This window comes from Fluctibacter corallii (genome assembly GCF_025751585.1).
Classification (GTDB): domain Bacteria; phylum Pseudomonadota; class Gammaproteobacteria; order Enterobacterales; family Alteromonadaceae; genus Fluctibacter_A; species Fluctibacter_A corallii.
The window spans coordinates 273,002-286,950 of sequence record NZ_JAOWKX010000005.1; the positions used below are offsets into that span (position 1 = coordinate 273,002).

20 protein-coding genes are annotated in these 13,949 nt (G+C 43.9%); 2 read left to right on the forward strand and 18 right to left on the reverse strand.

Annotated elements, in window-relative coordinates; genetic code table 11:
* The first annotated feature begins 29 nt into the window (after positions 1-29).
* Both sucC and sucD read left to right on the forward strand, forming a co-directional pair.
* The gene (sucC, locus tag OE749_RS11400) at positions 30-1,196 is read left to right on the forward strand and encodes an ADP-forming succinate--CoA ligase subunit beta (RefSeq protein ID WP_263712582.1); all 1,167 of its coding nucleotides are present in this window, start codon (positions 30-32) and stop codon (positions 1,194-1,196) included.
* A complete protein-coding gene (gene sucD, locus OE749_RS11405) occupies positions 1,196-2,068 on the forward strand; it encodes a succinate--CoA ligase subunit alpha (protein WP_263712583.1) in 873 nt (290 codons plus the stop codon). The genes sucC and sucD overlap by 1 nt, the downstream gene beginning before the upstream one ends.
* Positions 2,069-2,212: 144 nt before the next feature.
* Here sucD and OE749_RS11410 read toward each other — a convergent pair whose 3' ends face one another.
* The 18 genes from OE749_RS11410 to OE749_RS11495 all read right to left on the reverse strand — a co-directional run bounded on the left by OE749_RS11410 (position 2,213) and on the right by OE749_RS11495 (position 13,945).
* Positions 2,213-2,908 (reverse strand): hypothetical protein, encoded by a 696-nt coding sequence (locus OE749_RS11410; protein ID WP_263712584.1) that lies wholly within the window; start codon positions 2,906-2,908, stop codon positions 2,213-2,215.
* Between the two features lie 27 nt (positions 2,909-2,935).
* Complete coding sequence (locus OE749_RS11415) at positions 2,936-3,769, reverse strand: Ig-like domain-containing protein (RefSeq protein ID WP_263712585.1); 834 nt, start codon at positions 3,767-3,769, stop codon at positions 2,936-2,938.
* 65 nt (positions 3,770-3,834) lie between these two features.
* Complete coding sequence (locus tag OE749_RS11420; RefSeq protein ID WP_263712586.1) at positions 3,835-4,386, reverse strand: tetratricopeptide repeat protein; 552 nt, start codon at positions 4,384-4,386, stop codon at positions 3,835-3,837.
* Between the two features lie 12 nt (positions 4,387-4,398).
* Positions 4,399-5,085: a flagellar type III secretion system pore protein FliP gene (gene fliP, locus OE749_RS11425; protein WP_263712587.1), complete on the reverse strand. Its 687-nt coding sequence runs from the start codon at positions 5,083-5,085 to the stop codon at positions 4,399-4,401.
* An 11-nt stretch (positions 5,086-5,096) separates the two neighbouring features.
* Positions 5,097-5,423 carry a hypothetical protein gene (locus tag OE749_RS11430; protein WP_263712588.1) on the reverse strand — a complete coding sequence of 109 codons (327 nt, stop codon included), beginning with the start codon at positions 5,421-5,423 and terminating at the stop codon, positions 5,097-5,099.
* Positions 5,413-5,724: a FliM/FliN family flagellar motor C-terminal domain-containing protein gene (locus OE749_RS11435; protein ID WP_263712589.1), complete on the reverse strand. Its 312-nt coding sequence runs from the start codon at positions 5,722-5,724 to the stop codon at positions 5,413-5,415. The genes OE749_RS11430 and OE749_RS11435 overlap by 11 nt, the downstream gene beginning before the upstream one ends.
* Complete coding sequence (locus OE749_RS11440) at positions 5,717-6,418, reverse strand: FliM/FliN family flagellar motor C-terminal domain-containing protein (protein WP_263712590.1); 702 nt, start codon at positions 6,416-6,418, stop codon at positions 5,717-5,719. The genes OE749_RS11435 and OE749_RS11440 overlap by 8 nt, the downstream gene beginning before the upstream one ends.
* A 2-nt stretch (positions 6,419-6,420) precedes the next feature.
* Entirely contained in the window at positions 6,421-7,599 is a 1,179-nt protein-coding gene (gene flgF, locus OE749_RS11445) for a flagellar basal-body rod protein FlgF (protein ID WP_263712591.1), read from the reverse strand.
* Between the two features lie 10 nt (positions 7,600-7,609).
* Entirely contained in the window at positions 7,610-8,017 is a 408-nt protein-coding gene (locus tag OE749_RS11450; protein WP_263712592.1) for a flagellar hook assembly protein FlgD, read from the reverse strand.
* The gene (locus OE749_RS11455) at positions 8,007-8,726 is read right to left on the reverse strand and encodes a hypothetical protein (protein ID WP_263712593.1); all 720 of its coding nucleotides are present in this window, start codon (positions 8,724-8,726) and stop codon (positions 8,007-8,009) included. The genes OE749_RS11450 and OE749_RS11455 overlap by 11 nt, the downstream gene beginning before the upstream one ends.
* The gene (locus tag OE749_RS11460; RefSeq protein WP_263712594.1) at positions 8,719-9,132 is read right to left on the reverse strand and encodes a hypothetical protein; all 414 of its coding nucleotides are present in this window, start codon (positions 9,130-9,132) and stop codon (positions 8,719-8,721) included. The genes OE749_RS11455 and OE749_RS11460 overlap by 8 nt, the downstream gene beginning before the upstream one ends.
* Entirely contained in the window at positions 9,129-10,466 is a 1,338-nt protein-coding gene (locus tag OE749_RS11465; protein ID WP_263712595.1) for a FliI/YscN family ATPase, read from the reverse strand. The genes OE749_RS11460 and OE749_RS11465 overlap by 4 nt, the downstream gene beginning before the upstream one ends.
* Positions 10,463-11,257, reverse strand: a complete 795-nt coding sequence (locus OE749_RS11470) for a hypothetical protein (protein WP_263712596.1) — start codon at positions 11,255-11,257, stop codon at positions 10,463-10,465. Before OE749_RS11470 ends, OE749_RS11465 begins: the two co-directional genes overlap by 4 nt.
* The gene (locus tag OE749_RS11475; protein WP_263712597.1) at positions 11,257-11,571 is read right to left on the reverse strand and encodes a hypothetical protein; all 315 of its coding nucleotides are present in this window, start codon (positions 11,569-11,571) and stop codon (positions 11,257-11,259) included. The genes OE749_RS11470 and OE749_RS11475 overlap by 1 nt, the downstream gene beginning before the upstream one ends.
* Positions 11,552-12,916, reverse strand: coding sequence for a flagellar M-ring protein FliF C-terminal domain-containing protein (locus tag OE749_RS11480; RefSeq protein ID WP_263712598.1), 1,365 nt, complete (start codon positions 12,914-12,916; stop codon positions 11,552-11,554). Before OE749_RS11480 ends, OE749_RS11475 begins: the two co-directional genes overlap by 20 nt.
* Before the next feature lie 12 nt (positions 12,917-12,928).
* Positions 12,929-13,219 (reverse strand): flagellar hook-basal body complex protein FliE, encoded by a 291-nt coding sequence (gene fliE, locus OE749_RS11485; protein ID WP_263712599.1) that lies wholly within the window; start codon positions 13,217-13,219, stop codon positions 12,929-12,931.
* 1 nt (position 13,220) lies between these two features.
* A complete protein-coding gene (locus OE749_RS11490; RefSeq protein WP_263712600.1) occupies positions 13,221-13,604 on the reverse strand; it encodes a flagellar basal body rod protein FlgC in 384 nt (127 codons plus the stop codon).
* Positions 13,605-13,606: 2 nt separating this feature from the next.
* The gene (locus tag OE749_RS11495) at positions 13,607-13,945 is read right to left on the reverse strand and encodes a hypothetical protein (RefSeq protein ID WP_263712601.1); all 339 of its coding nucleotides are present in this window, start codon (positions 13,943-13,945) and stop codon (positions 13,607-13,609) included.
* Positions 13,946-13,949: the final 4 nt, after the last annotated feature.

The window sequence follows — 13,949 nt, forward strand, 5'->3', positions numbered from 1 at the left end:
TTGTCTTAAAAAAAACGGATAGAAACACCATGAATTTGCATGAATATCAAGGTAAGCAGTTATTCAAAGAATATGGCCTACCTGTTTCTGAAGGTTATGCTGCAGATACGCCACAAGCGGCTGTAGAAGCTGCTGATCGTATTGGCGGCAGCGAATGGGTTATTAAATGTCAGGTTCACGCTGGCGGACGCGGTAAAGCGGGCGGCGTAAAACTGGTAAAAACCAAAGATGAAATCAAGCAATTTGCGCAACATTGGTTGGGCAAGAACCTGGTTACCTATCAAACAGACGAAAACGGTCAACCCGTTAGCAAGATTTTGGTAGAGTCATGCACAGACATCGACAGCGAACTATATTTAGGTGCTGTAGTTGATAGAACAACACGCCGTGTTGTTTTCATGGCATCGACGGAAGGTGGCGTAGAAATTGAGACAGTTGCAGAGGAAACACCTGAAAAGATTCTTAAAGCACCTATCGATCCAATTGTAGGCCCTCAGCCTTACCAAGCGCGTGAAATGGCGTTTAAATTAGGCCTAGAAGGTAATCAAGTTAAGCAATTCGTTAAGATTTTCATGGGTCTAGCGAAAATGTTTGAAGACTTGGATGTTGCACTTATCGAAATTAACCCATTGGTGATTAAAACTGATGGCGATCTACACTGCCTAGATGCAAAAGTAGGTATTGATAGCAACGCACTTTATCGCCAACCTAAGTTGCAAGACATGCACGATCCTTCACAGGAAGATGCACGCGAAGCACAAGCGGCTAAGTGGGAGCTTAACTACGTGGCACTAGACGGCAACGTAGGCTGCATGGTTAACGGTGCAGGTTTGGCAATGGGCACAATGGACATTGTAAACCTTCACGGTGGAAAGCCTGCCAACTTCCTAGATGTAGGTGGTGGTGCGACTAAAGAGCGTGTTGCTGAAGCATTCAAAATCATTTTGTCTGACGACAATGTAAAAGCGGTTCTAGTAAACATTTTCGGTGGTATCGTACGTTGCGATATGATTGCTGAAGGTATTATTGGTGCAGTTAAAGAAGTCGGCGTAAATGTACCTGTAGTGGTTCGACTAGAAGGTACAAATGCAGACCTAGGCCGTGACGTATTGGCGAATTCAGGCCTCGATATCATTGCTGCTGAATCGCTAACTGATGCAGCGCAAAAAGTTGTTGCAGCAGCGGAGGGCAAATAATGTCAGTTTTAATTAATAAAGACACCAAAGTTATCTGTCAGGGTTTTACTGGCGGTCAGGGCACATTCCACTCTGAACAGGCGATTGCATACGGTACGCAAATGGTTGGTGGTGTTACACCAGGTAAAGGCGGCACTGAGCACCTTGGATTGCCAGTTTTCAACACTGTTCGCGAAGCGGTAGAAGCAACAGGCGCGACTGCATCTGTTATCTACGTGCCTGCACCTTTCTGTAAAGATTCTATCGTTGAAGCAGCAGACGCTGGTATTGAGCTTATCGTATGTATTACTGAAGGTATTCCTACGTTAGATATGCTTTACGTTAAAGAATACGTTGAAGCGAAAGGCGTGCGTATGATCGGTCCTAACTGCCCGGGTGTAATCACACCAGGAGAGTGTAAGATTGGTATCATGCCAGGCCATATTCATAAGCCAGGTAAAGTGGGTATTGTTTCTCGCTCTGGTACACTCACGTACGAAGCGGTTAAGCAAACAACTGACGAAGGCTTCGGTCAATCTACGTGTGTAGGTATTGGTGGTGATCCTATTCCAGGTTCTAACTTCACCGATATTTTACAGATGTTCCAAGATGATCCTAAAACTGAAGCGATCGTTATGATTGGTGAGATTGGTGGTACAGCAGAGGAAGAAGCTGCTGAATTCATCAAAGCTAACGTTACTAAACCTGTTGTTTCTTATATTGCAGGGGTAACTGCACCTCCAGGTAAGCGTATGGGCCACGCGGGTGCCATTATTGCTGGCGGTAAAGGGACAGCTGACGATAAATTTAAAGCGTTAGAAGCTGCGGGCGTGAAAACAGTACGTTCTTTGGCTGACATTGGTAAAGCACTACGCGAAGTGACGGGCTGGTAATCAGCGCTATTACTTTGATCTGAATAGTAAAAAACCGCAGCTGACATGCTGCGGTTTTTTTATTTTAAACCTACTATGTTGAGCTCAGCGCTCTGCCGATATTTACTTTAAGTCTTAAGGCTTCGCTCTCGACATGCATACTCTCTATTTATACTGAACTTGGCTTTTGGCATCTTCATAGTATTGAGAGTACCCTTTCTGATTAATTTTCTGATGCTCTAGCAAAAGACCGTCAAGCATCGGTGCCACTCTCGCTCTAAAGGTGCCTTTTTTTCCTTCACCTTGTTTGAGTTGACGAATATGAGCTTCTGCGCTTGGAGAGCCAGAAAGTACTAGCCCCAGCAATGCATATTTACTTAAATTGTCATTTCTATCTTGTCGGGATTTAAATGATGAGCGTGTTGTAGCAACTTGCTTATCTTCCCAGTAAGTCGGAGAGAGCGCGGAAACAAGATAAGCTTCTACACGTTTGTTTTTTGTGTGATTGGCCAAGTATCCCATGCTAAAAATGGCAGTGGTTTTCGCTCTGTAATGTTCGTCTCCATAATCACCCATTTTATCCTGTTCAATAAAGGTTTTAAGGGCGTCGAATGAGTGTATATCGCCAATCATGCCCAGCAAAGACGCAATGTTTCCCCAAGATTCACTGTACGTGGGGTCTTTCAGCATCGCCTCAAGTTGACGTGCATCTTTAACACCGTAGTTTTTTGATGCGCTGTAAGGTACACCTTCAAAAAAGTGTTGTTGAACAAAGTCTTGAACGGGTAGTGAATGAGTAGCAAATGCCGTAGAACAAAATAGGCCCGTTAACAAGGCCAGCGTTGAGGGTAATTTTTTCATGTTGAATATCCTTTTGGTGAGCCATTGTTAGTTATTTCTGAACGCGTTACATTCGCTCACATTTAGATGGTGACGATGCCCAATACTTGGGTACATAACGGCATTGGTGTCTGAATCGCGGTGTGATAATCCAACATTATGTCCTTTCTCGTGTGCCCAGAGTACATCTTCATTGCTTGAACGTCTGACTACTGCGATACGTTTGCCTGGCTTTGAACCGCAACCAATAATATTGGGTTTGAGGCCACCACAATAATTGATTTCAGACACCACATTGACGCCATCAGGCAATTTGTTAAATTCCGAATCGCTGTCGATAGAACCATCGTGATTTAAAAGCAAGCTAACATTCCCATTTCGTTTCATCTTGGTGTTGCAAGCGGTGTCTCCATAACCGTCATAGCTTTTTATAAGCGCAGATGCATTAGATAATATAGTATCGACTTCAGCATTGGTTATTGATACGTCAGGATGGCGACGTACGTCGAGATAATGTGTACGTGTTGGCTCTATATAAAACTTAACGTAAAGGGAGTCTGACGCTTTGCCATCACTTACAGTGATTAGAATCATTTCTTCACCCGCTTGGTTTGAGTATGGCGTATAAGTAAATCCACCTCCTGACCAATGTCTCAGCGTCCCTTTTTTAAGATAAGGATGTTGTGTAAAGCTCCACGTTAAATAGTCACCGTCAGCGTCGTTTGCACGCAGGGTAAACGTTATTGGGTCGCCTTGAAATATGAACAGGTTAAAAGGGTCGGGGCTGGTAAACTGTGGCGGGGAATTCGCATATGAATTCCCTGATACAAATAAGCTAGATAGTAACGTGGCTACATAGCCAGCGAGTTTTATTTTCTTCATCCTTCTATCACCTTGTGCTGGTTTTAATAACGTGTGTTCCCTCGACAACCTATTCCGATTTGGCTTTATTTATACATTTTGTTTAGCAAAGTTTGTTGTAGGTTGTCTGTTGTTGTTTCTTTAACTGCATTTTCCTCTGATCGAGGTATTCCGGCTAAAACGTTGTTTAACTTACTCACGATACCGCTCAACAAGGAGGCATCATCTTTCACTGCTACGGTGGCGTGAGAGAGATGCTGGCGCATTGCCTCAATATCACCCCGAACAAACGCCAACAAGGTATGAGCGATGTGGGATATGGTGGTTTCATTTTCCTGCCACAATAAGTATGCCGCTAACAAATATTGAATTTGTTTGTATTCTCCCAACGAGAAGTGCAATAGTGCCAATTGTATCCTTGCCAGTTCGTTGTCAGGATAGTGGTCCAATAGGCGGTAAAAGCGGTCTTTCGCTAATTGGTTTTCGCCAGTATCTGCAAATAGCGAGGCAGACAACAGTAGAAGGCCTTCGTCATTTGGGTGTTGTTCTAAAAGTACTTCAGTTTCAGCACTTCCTTGTGCACTTGGTAGAACGGAAATCTTTTCAATCAGTTTGTGTATTTGTACTTGGGAATCCATTGTGTATACCTTTTAACTAAAACTTTGAACTAATGAACCTGCAATTAGCGTCCAGCCATCGATCATAACGAACACCATTATCTTCAACGGAAGAGAAACGGTGATTGGTGGTACCATAATCATGCCTAACGCCATTAAACAACTGGCAACCACTAGATCGATTAACAAGAAAGGGAGAAAAACCATGAATGCCATTTTGAAAGCCAGATTAAGTTCACTCAACATGAAGGCAGGCACTAAATGAGTCAGCTCTACCTCCTCAGGTGTGGCGGGTGGCGGTGCATTTACCATTTCTAATACACGATAAAAGTGCGACTCATGTGTTTGCGCTAACATGAAGGTTTTTAATGGCTGAATTGCATTAGCGATGGCTTCTCCAAAGCCGATTTCTTGCGCGAAAAAGGGGGTGACCGCAGATAAATTAATTTGAGCGAAAACACCATGCATGGCAAAAATCGTTAAGAATAGTGTTAAGGCAATGAGGACACTGTTAGGCGGCGTTTGTTGCAATCCAAGGGCTTGCCTTAGAATAGAGAGCACGATGATAATCCGAGTAAATGCGGTCATGGCAATCACTAATAACGGGATAAAGGTCAGGCTGGCAATGCTGACGATAACACGTAGTTCTGGTGACAAACTGTCTAACCAGCCCGTTTCTGTCAACAGTGCGGTAAATGGCTGAGAGGTACTACTACTCATTATTATTGTTCCTACTGAGTACTGCTGGTTGGCTTCACGGGTTCTTCAGTTAGCGTCGTGATGCCGCGAGGCGACTCATACAGTGTGTAACGCGTTCCTTTGGCTTCAACCACCACGAGATAGCAATGAGATCCTAATGGAAAACGCTGATGTTTATAACTTTGGTGCTTAGATGTATGGCTTCGCTTATGGAGCAATACCCAGACTACGAGAAGCACAATACAAATAACGATTAGCATGAGCCAAGAACCGGAAGAAAATGCGTCTGCAGTTTTTAATCCGAGTTCACTACCAGAGACAACCTTTTCAGTTACATTAGCAGTTGCACTATTCGCCACTGCCACAGACCTCAGTTACTTCAAGAGCGAGTTCGCCATCGACAGCCACAAGTTTACCTTTGGCAACTACAAGATGACGCCATTTGAGCTCAAATTCTTCATCGGTTGCTTTACCAAGGTTAAGGATTTGGTTCTCTTTTAAGTTTTTGAGTTCTTCTATGGTGAGCTCTGTTTCGCCCAAGCTCACTGTAAGTGGCACGCGTGTATGATTAACTATGGTGTCACTAACGTGGTTAATGACAGATTGCCCTTCAGGCAATTGATTTATGTCAGTTAATTCGAATGAAGCGATTTCAGACATGAGATGATCCTTTTACTACAATAACTTTTTGTTCGTTTCGTTTTGCCAAGTAGCCCTGTGCATAGGTTTCGCCATTACATACTAATGTAAATGGCTCGTCGTACTTGTGGTTAAGTGGGATGCGTTCACCCACTTTAAGTTGGCCTAATTTGTCTAGAGACATTGGTTGAGTTTGTGCTGTAACATCAAGCTTAACCTTTTGTGCATTGATAACATCTTGAGAAATATGTTTCATATTTCCAGAAAGAGTGGGCTGTGAAGCACCTTTGCGCATCGATGACACTGTAGGCTCTGGCAGCAGTATCGTGAGCGCGACGGAAGGGGTGAGTACCACGTTAATACAGCAAGAAATTTGAGTATGAACGTCTTTGCTTTCACGCCAGCCCAATGCAGAAAATAAATCATTTCGACATTTTTCAATGAGTTGCTCGATTTTATTGGGCGCGATATTGTCTGAAGACAGTGCCTCACCGAAAATGTAACTCACCAAGGTTTGCCAATCTTGGTGCTGTAACTCTGGCGTTAATTCTTTAGGACGAGCATCTCCGAATATCCTGTTATTCCACGCGAACTCATACCGAGGCGTGCAATTGGCAATCCATTTCATAAGCCATGGATTAAGTTTTTCCTTAATACCAGACTCTATTTTGATTTGCGCACTTCGAGACAAAGTGTTGCATTGACTCGTGCTCACAGTTATCTGCCTCGCGTATTTTCGTAAAGTTGTTCAATCATTTGATTGGCCACGTTTAACACACGAGAACTGGCTTGATAGCCTCGTTGAATAACGAGCATATCAGCAAACTCTTGTGACAAGTCTACGTTTGAATTTTCAACGCTCTTAGTGGCTAGCTTGCTAAATCGAAGTTCGCCCGCTCTGCCAAGTACACGACTCGCATTGTCGCTAGCGGTAAATATCGTGCCACTATCTAGTTCTAATGACTGGATATTGTCAAAATCTGCTAGGGCAAGGGTAAGGGGGGTAAGCTCATCGCCGTTGCTATACTTCAGTTTAATCACCCCTTCATCGGTGAAACTACGATTAATCAACGTTCCTGTTGGTTTACCATCTGATTTTAAGACCGAGACGTTTGAATCAGTGCCTGTTGAATTGGTGTGTGTAACACCAGAAAAGTCACCCAGTTGACCAATTTTCACTTCAACCGGCGTGTCGTTACCACTGCTATCGGCCAAGTCGAATGTAAATGTGCCTTGCCCAGCAGACGGCGTGCCGTCAGGACCAAATAATAGTGACTCTGTGTGGATGACGTTTCCATTGTCGTTGAGTACCTCAACCCGCCAGCGATTAGGTATAATCGCTTTTTCATTGGTAAAGCGAATGCTGACATCAACGTCTTCCCCAAGACTGTTTATCAAAGTGGCATTAGGGATCTGGTAAGTATCATCATCTGGTGACAAGTTTCCTGTCAGGCTTATTGATGTACTTGCTGTTGGTTTGATAGCCTGATAGTTACTTAAATTAATTTCTTGAAGCTTACCTTCGTCATCAATACCAGCTACTTTGAATCCGGTTATTGTGTCGATTAGCACATTATCTTGGTTAAAATCGAACTTACCCGAGCGCGTATAATAGGTGTTATTGTCATCCATAAGAACAAAAAAACCATTTCCTGTTAATGCCACATCAAACTCGTTACCAGTTTGACGAATATCACCAACAGAAAAGCGATGACCTTGCCCGGATATTTCCGCACCCAGACCTGATTGTCCTTGCTCTCCACCAATCGCTTTGAAAAAACTTTCTGTGCCTCGGTACCCCGGCGTGTTCATGTTGGCTATATTATTACTCACAGTGTCTAAGCTTTGTGAGTATGTATTTAGTCCTGCCAATCCAGTAAAAAATGCTTGTAACATAATCTTGTCCTTATTTTACGACGGTAATTTGGCCCATTGTGACATCTGTCATCAATTGGCCGTCAGGGGCTTTCACCGTCAGCGCTGCACCTTGTTGGGAAAAGTTAATACTGGTTACTTCACCCACAAAAGGTTGGCTTGATGCATTATTAATTTCTACAGTTTTTCCAATCAGAGTAATTGCCTGATCTGTTGATTCGATTGCTAGCAACGAAAGCGCATTTTCGTTGCTTTGTCGGTTGATCTCGAGGGAGGAGAACTGTGCTAATTGCGCCAAAAATTCACGGTTGTTTACCGGCTCTAGCGGATCTTGATAATTTAACTGGGCAACGAATAACTCCAGAAAATCGTTTAGGTTAATATTACTTGAAGCATCGGTAGGCGTAGAGCCTGAACCGCCAATAGCATCAATTTCCATAGCCTATCTCCTTGTACTCACGCCCGTTTATCATGAGTTTTTCAATTGTATTGTGTGTTGTGTTAAACATGCTGAGGTAAGATTGAACATCAGTAGAGAAATAATCTCTCACTCGTACGGTTTTGCCGTTTTCTGTCGTATTTATTGTCAGACGCTTAGGGGTAATAGGATCAAAAAATAGAACCTGAGGAGCAGCAGAAAAGAGCTGTTTTTGCGCTGTTCCATTGCTTTTGTTCACTGCGATTGCCAGTAAACTAGCTGCTTGACCGACATTGGTTGTAACCCTTGGGCTTGTATGCTGAAGAGTGTGTTGTGTGGTTAAACTTGAAAGACTATCCACAAATTGAGCTGTACCCGCTTGCAACGTCGCCATTGATGTTAAGGACGTACTTTTGACCTCCCCTGAAAATGAATGAGCTAAACTGAACGATCCCGAAAATGACCAAACAGGTGTAACTACTTTAAGCGTCTGTTGTGTTTGCTTGGCAGGTGTCGAGGGATGAGACTGAAGCCATTGTTCCGTGCTCTCCACTGGTTGGGCCAAGCCATCAGCATTTATTGATTGATCTGCATTAAGTGCAGTGATTGCCAAGGTATTGCTAGGAGTCCCCAATAATGCCGTCTGCCAAGCGAGTTCATTGCCAGCGGTATTTTTTCCATTCTGGGCCAAATCCATGCTAAACATTTGGGATAGTTGTACTTCAATCATATTGTCTATCCTCTGGTGAATTATTATATTGTTTGTCACGCTTAAGGGATTTTAGTCTTAGGTGGTGACGTTCGGTGTCTTGATATTGACTTTCTAAGTATTTAATATTTAAAACTATTTTTGTTTGCTTTGCCGTAAGCGTTTCAAATTGACTGATCAGTGAAGCTTCCGTTTGTTTTTGCAATGAAATTTGAGTGTCTAGATCTGCAATATAATGTAACCAAGCACTATGCATGCTGATATCAAGTTGATTGCCTTGGTGTGACGCAATGTCGTCAACTCTACTTTGTAAGTTACGTATCGTTTGCTTTTTAAGCGTCAAACTTTCAGCTAATTCATTGATATCTTTCGTTAATTGGCTTAACTGAATTTGTTTTTTAGCCACTTTTATTAAGAGCGCACTCATACGAACTCTCCAGGGCACAGGTTTGAGAGATACTCTAAGCCGCAGGAAGAACCGCGCTCAATTTCAGATACGTCACTTTCTGCTAGCCATGTGTTTATTTCGTGGTTGGCTTGAGACAGTTGACGCAGTGATGAAGACAAACTTCCCTCAGCTTCACTGAGATCAATCATCATCTTTTTCTCGTTATACGCAGAGAGGGTTTTCTTGATTCTCGTTAATTGAGTACGTTGATTGTCATCGAATAACGCTGACGTAAGCCGGCTCAAGCTAGTAAGCACATTAATAGCAGGGTAGTGCCCTTTCTCTGCCAAATTTCTATCTAACACTATATGACCATCAAGAGAAGCACGTAGGGCATCAACAACAGGATCATCAAGATCACCGCCGTCCACTAAAATAGTAAATAAGCCACTGATAGCGCCACGATGCTCAAAGTGCCCACAGCGTTCAACAGTTTGTTGAAGCAATGAAAATACCGACGGTGTGTATCCTTTAGACGATGTTGGTTCACCCATAGATAATCCGATTTCTCTCTGGGCCATAGCAACGCGTGTCATTGAGTCAACGAGCAGCAGTACATCGGTGCCTTCCTGAGAAATAGATTCTGCGAGTGAAATACCATATTTTAGAGCGAGAACGCGTGTTACTGGCATTTCCTCGGCGGTTGCGACAATCACCGCCGTACGTGATTTGGTGTCGCTATCGAGCTGGTGGTTCACAAACTCTTCTACTTCTCGGCCCCGTTCTCCAACCAGTACGGCTACCACGGCAGTGTTTTTGCGGCTGAGATGAGAGGCAATAAGGCTCAATAGGGTACTTTTACCTACACCGCTTCCCGCCATTATTCCCAGACGTTGCCCTTTCCCAAAAGGGCAGAAAGTATCGATTGCCCGTACACCAGTGGCAAGGTTTTCCGTAATGGGTTTGCGAGACAAAGGATTAATGACTTTATCCACGGCTACTTCAATGAGCGGGGATGACGATCCCATGCTCTGACTTTCGCGTAACTCTCTGCCAAAACTATCAACAACGAGGCCCAACATGTTAGTACCACCTGGTACCAATGCATGCTTACCTGTACCCTCGACCTTATCCCCAAATCGTAAGCCATGTAACGACTCAAATGGCATCAACTTAACATTTTGGTGATCAATCGCGATGACTTCAGCTTTAACAGCAGGAGTGTTCGCTTGACGCTTTTGTATCAGACATAGTTCACCTACGGTTGCTCCTGGCAGTGTTGCAATGATGAGTAAACCACTGGTTTTTAATACACGACCTTGACGATAGAAACCATCTTGTTGTTCGAGCAAGTGTAAGTTCAATGCCTTCATTTAGCTTCACCTCTATTATCGGCTTCCACTAATTCGGTGAGTGTTTTTAACACTTCGAGAGATGAAAAGCCGCTGTTTCCCGCGGCAGAGGTGAGTGTAAAGCTGAAGCGAGGAAGCGTATTTGTGTCAATGGTTGATATATGTGACGTCAATGTATCTAACAAAGAGGTCTCTTCTAGCCACGCTTTGTCTTTTTCACTAATGACCAACGATGGTTGCACATGTGCATAACTTTCTCTGATAATATTTTCACACCACTGAGTGTAAACGCTATGATCGTTGAGCGATGTCCCAATGATTTTTTCAGCCAGTCTAATACCAAAATAGACACTATCTTGGTTCGCCGTATGTTCGTTATTTTCAACCTTAGGCTGCGCTAAGCTTGCAAGAAGTGGCGCAAGTTTATCTGACCACTCTTTCTGAAGTTGTTGTTGGATATCAGAAGTTTGAGCACGAATAGCATTATGCAGTCGTTGCTCGTACTGTTGGCTGAGTTGATGTTCTATTTCTTGTTTCGCAGTCGCTATTTCTTGAGCCGCACGTTTGTCTGCTTCTATGGACACTTTCGCTTGTTCGTCAGCTAACAGAGCATGCATAAACTGAGCGCGTTCGCTCTCAGACAAAGCTGCAAAGGCGTTTTCTGCCTTGGCTAACGGGGTTGACGCTTCAACCGAGTGAAAGCTTTTCTCAGATTCGGAATACGTCTCGTTGACGTGTGCCGCACTAGTAGAGCGAGATGCGTCAACGGTGTCTTGCTTGCGCTCAAAATGAAAACTCTGCACTGATGCCATTACGCGGTTTCCTTCTGTTCACTGACAAGTTCAAGAAAGGTTTGTTTAGCGTGTGGCGTGATAGTTTGGCTTTCTACGTCGCTGGCATGCTTACGCAATACTGCGATTTCTTTTTCGTTTTTACAGTTAAAAATGTCAATAGGCATGTTGTACTCTGTAAAATCGGTTACCTTCAAGTTAAGTTGACGTGATTTAAGCAACGCTGCATACACATCTTCTTTAATCGCAGCAGGTAGCTGCGCAAGAATACGTTGCTGCTTTCTTTGGTTGACAGCCATTAACATAATGGCTGCTTTACACGCCTTCGCGTTCATGACTCGCTTCCTTGACATCAAAGAGTTGGGTAATTTGTGCCACCATTAGCGTTTCTTCTTGCTGCTGCTTCTTACGATACATCAGCGCACCTCCGCCTAGTGCACCCATCATGCAAAGCCCAAGTCCCAACAGAGAGTAGGGGATGTTACTGGGTTGTTTAAACTGTTCTACAGTATTCGGCGTAGTAGAAAGCGGAGTAAGCGCCACACTGTCATCAGCAGAGCGTGCCGCGTCTGACACAAGATTAGGCATGTTCACCATGCTTACCGATACGCGGTCACCGCGCTCGTAATCGATCGCAAGTGTGTGTTTTACCAACTGAATTAATTCTGTTTTTAGGCTTTCATCCTGAGTGGTATTAATCGATACTGCCGCACTAAGTCTGATAATCTTGCCTGCGAGTTCTTCTTGCTCACGGGTAATTGTGCCGTGTGCATAGGTGACTTCTCTGGTGGTATGCTTAGTACCTGGTTTGGATGCATCTCCTACAGAAGATTCTTCTGTTACTTTTTCGGCCTGAATTAACCCTGCTTTATTGCCTGACTTAACGGCACGCGTTTCCTGCGTAATGACGTTTTCAGTTGACATTTCTACTGCCACTGAGACCGCAAGTTTATCTTCAGAAAAGAAGGGGCGTAAAACGTTCAGCACTTTTTGCTCAAGGTATGACTCAGTTTGCTGTCTTTTAGCGAGAATGCTGTTATCCCCGATACGGGTTCCAGATTGGAGCACGCCCCAATCACCCGAACCATCCAAAATGGCGACATTTTCAGGGGATAAATGTTCAACTGCTGAAGCAACAAGTTGTTTAATAGAATCAAAGTCAGCGAGGCGAGGTACGTAATTGTCTACAGTAAACAGTGTTACTGACGCTTTTGCTTCATTGTTTTTGGTAAACAATGTTCGCTCAGGCAGAGTCAAGTGTACGCGTGCGCGTTTTACATAGCCAAAGTTAGAGAGGGTACGTTCGATTTCACCCTGTAAAGCGCGAATAAAGTTAGCTTTTCTTGCATGCTCTGTCGCGCCCAAATCGCTGTTATCATACAATTCTAAACCGACTTGAGGAGAAGCTTGAAGTGACTCTTGCAATGCGGCAACGCGCGCGCTGTTGGCAACGGCCGCGTCAACATATATTGTGCCTTCTAGCGGGTTCGCTTGGTAAGCGATACCGGCATTTTCAAGTTGTGCAGAATACTCCATCAGTGTTTCTTGTGACACGTTACTGAATATAGCCACCTGCTCGTCATCAAGTGCCCACAAGATAGCCGTGAACGCTGCGAGTAACAATAGGCCGACCCCGGCAATAAGGGATAACGCTTTGTTGTTGTCTAATTTAATATTCATGTTTTTTTACTACTACACTTGCATTCTAAACAGCTCTTGGTAAGCAGCTGTTAGTTTATTTTTGACTTCAACGGCAAGCTTCAAAGATAGCTGTGCTTGTTCCAATGCAATCATTAGTTCGTCTGTTTGAATGGCTTCGCCTTGTGCATATCGCTCGACAAGATCAGACGCAGTCACCAAGTCCTGATTAACAGATTGCAATCCGTTTTCAATGTGAGACAAAAAAGTAGGCTGTGGTGCCGTTGTCTGCTCAAGCGCTGAAATCGCTTTTTGCTCTATTAAATTAATGGGTTGGATTTCCATATTACTTTCCTATTTCCAAAGCTTTTGACGCCATTTGCTTGTAGCTGTTATATACCTTAACGTTGGCCTCATAAGCGCGCTTTGCACTGCTTAAATTAAGCATCTCGCTGGCGAGGTTTATATCGGTGGCGTATACGTTACCGTTTTTGTCCGCTAAAGGGTTGTTTGGTTGATAAATCTGCTTCACCTGGCTTGTGGTTTCTAGCTGTGCGTATTGGGCTGTCCCCTGCGACTGCATTAAAGTAGCAGTGAATAGCGGTTGCACATCGACTGGACTTGTGCTGAGCACATTGATGTTCGCGATATTTCTGGATGCCGCTTCGATACGCATGCGCTCGAAGGCCATACCTATCTTGGCGATTTCGCTGGCTTTTAATTCAGACATCGTTAGCGCTCCGAGTTCGAAATAGCAATCGACATTAACCCCATTTTCCTATTCAGGGTTTCAACCAGAGTGCGGTATTTACCGCTTGCATCAAGGGTATCTGCCGTCAACTGATCGAGAGAGATTTGGGATTTATCTATCGATTGGGTGTGATAATTTACAATGTCAGATGTCGCTGCATTTGGCTGCAACTGTGCATGTTGTAACACTGCGTCAAAATTCGCATGTTGCAAATGGTTAATGGCGGCATTGTTATAGTTAGCCACATTGTTGGCGAGCATTTCATGCTCAGCTTTGGCCACACGCATCGCGGTGATTATACTGTTTACTTCCGTAATCATGTCA

What these genes read in the sequence shown, in the direction of transcription:
- sucC (WP_263712582.1), top strand. Translation starts at nt 30, where the DNA reads ATGAATTTGCATGAATATCAAGGTAAGCAGTTATTCAAAGAATATGGC.
- sucD (WP_263712583.1), top strand. Translation starts at nt 1,196, where the DNA reads ATGTCAGTTTTAATTAATAAAGACACCAAAGTTATCTGTCAGGGTTTT.
- OE749_RS11410 (WP_263712584.1), bottom strand. Translation starts at nt 2,908, where the DNA reads ATGAAAAAATTACCCTCAACGCTGGCCTTGTTAACGGGCCTATTTTGT.
- OE749_RS11415 (WP_263712585.1), bottom strand. Translation starts at nt 3,769, where the DNA reads ATGAAGAAAATAAAACTCGCTGGCTATGTAGCCACGTTACTATCTAGC.
- OE749_RS11420 (WP_263712586.1), bottom strand. Translation starts at nt 4,386, where the DNA reads ATGGATTCCCAAGTACAAATACACAAACTGATTGAAAAGATTTCCGTT.
- fliP (WP_263712587.1), bottom strand. Translation starts at nt 5,085, where the DNA reads ATGAGTAGTAGTACCTCTCAGCCATTTACCGCACTGTTGACAGAAACG.
- OE749_RS11435 (WP_263712589.1), bottom strand. Translation starts at nt 5,724, where the DNA reads ATGTCTGAAATCGCTTCATTCGAATTAACTGACATAAATCAATTGCCT.
- flgF (WP_263712591.1), bottom strand. Translation starts at nt 7,599, where the DNA reads ATGTTACAAGCATTTTTTACTGGATTGGCAGGACTAAATACATACTCA.
- OE749_RS11450 (WP_263712592.1), bottom strand. Translation starts at nt 8,017, where the DNA reads ATGGAAATTGATGCTATTGGCGGTTCAGGCTCTACGCCTACCGATGCT.
- OE749_RS11455 (WP_263712593.1), bottom strand. Translation starts at nt 8,726, where the DNA reads ATGATTGAAGTACAACTATCCCAAATGTTTAGCATGGATTTGGCCCAG.
- OE749_RS11460 (WP_263712594.1), bottom strand. Translation starts at nt 9,132, where the DNA reads ATGAGTGCGCTCTTAATAAAAGTGGCTAAAAAACAAATTCAGTTAAGC.
- OE749_RS11465 (WP_263712595.1), bottom strand. Translation starts at nt 10,466, where the DNA reads ATGAAGGCATTGAACTTACACTTGCTCGAACAACAAGATGGTTTCTAT.
- OE749_RS11470 (WP_263712596.1), bottom strand. Translation starts at nt 11,257, where the DNA reads ATGGCATCAGTGCAGAGTTTTCATTTTGAGCGCAAGCAAGACACCGTT.
- OE749_RS11475 (WP_263712597.1), bottom strand. Translation starts at nt 11,571, where the DNA reads ATGAACGCGAAGGCGTGTAAAGCAGCCATTATGTTAATGGCTGTCAAC.
- OE749_RS11480 (WP_263712598.1), bottom strand. Translation starts at nt 12,916, where the DNA reads ATGAATATTAAATTAGACAACAACAAAGCGTTATCCCTTATTGCCGGG.
- fliE (WP_263712599.1), bottom strand. Translation starts at nt 13,219, where the DNA reads ATGGAAATCCAACCCATTAATTTAATAGAGCAAAAAGCGATTTCAGCG.
- OE749_RS11490 (WP_263712600.1), bottom strand. Translation starts at nt 13,604, where the DNA reads ATGTCTGAATTAAAAGCCAGCGAAATCGCCAAGATAGGTATGGCCTTC.
- OE749_RS11495 (WP_263712601.1), bottom strand. Translation starts at nt 13,945, where the DNA reads ATGATTACGGAAGTAAACAGTATAATCACCGCGATGCGTGTGGCCAAA.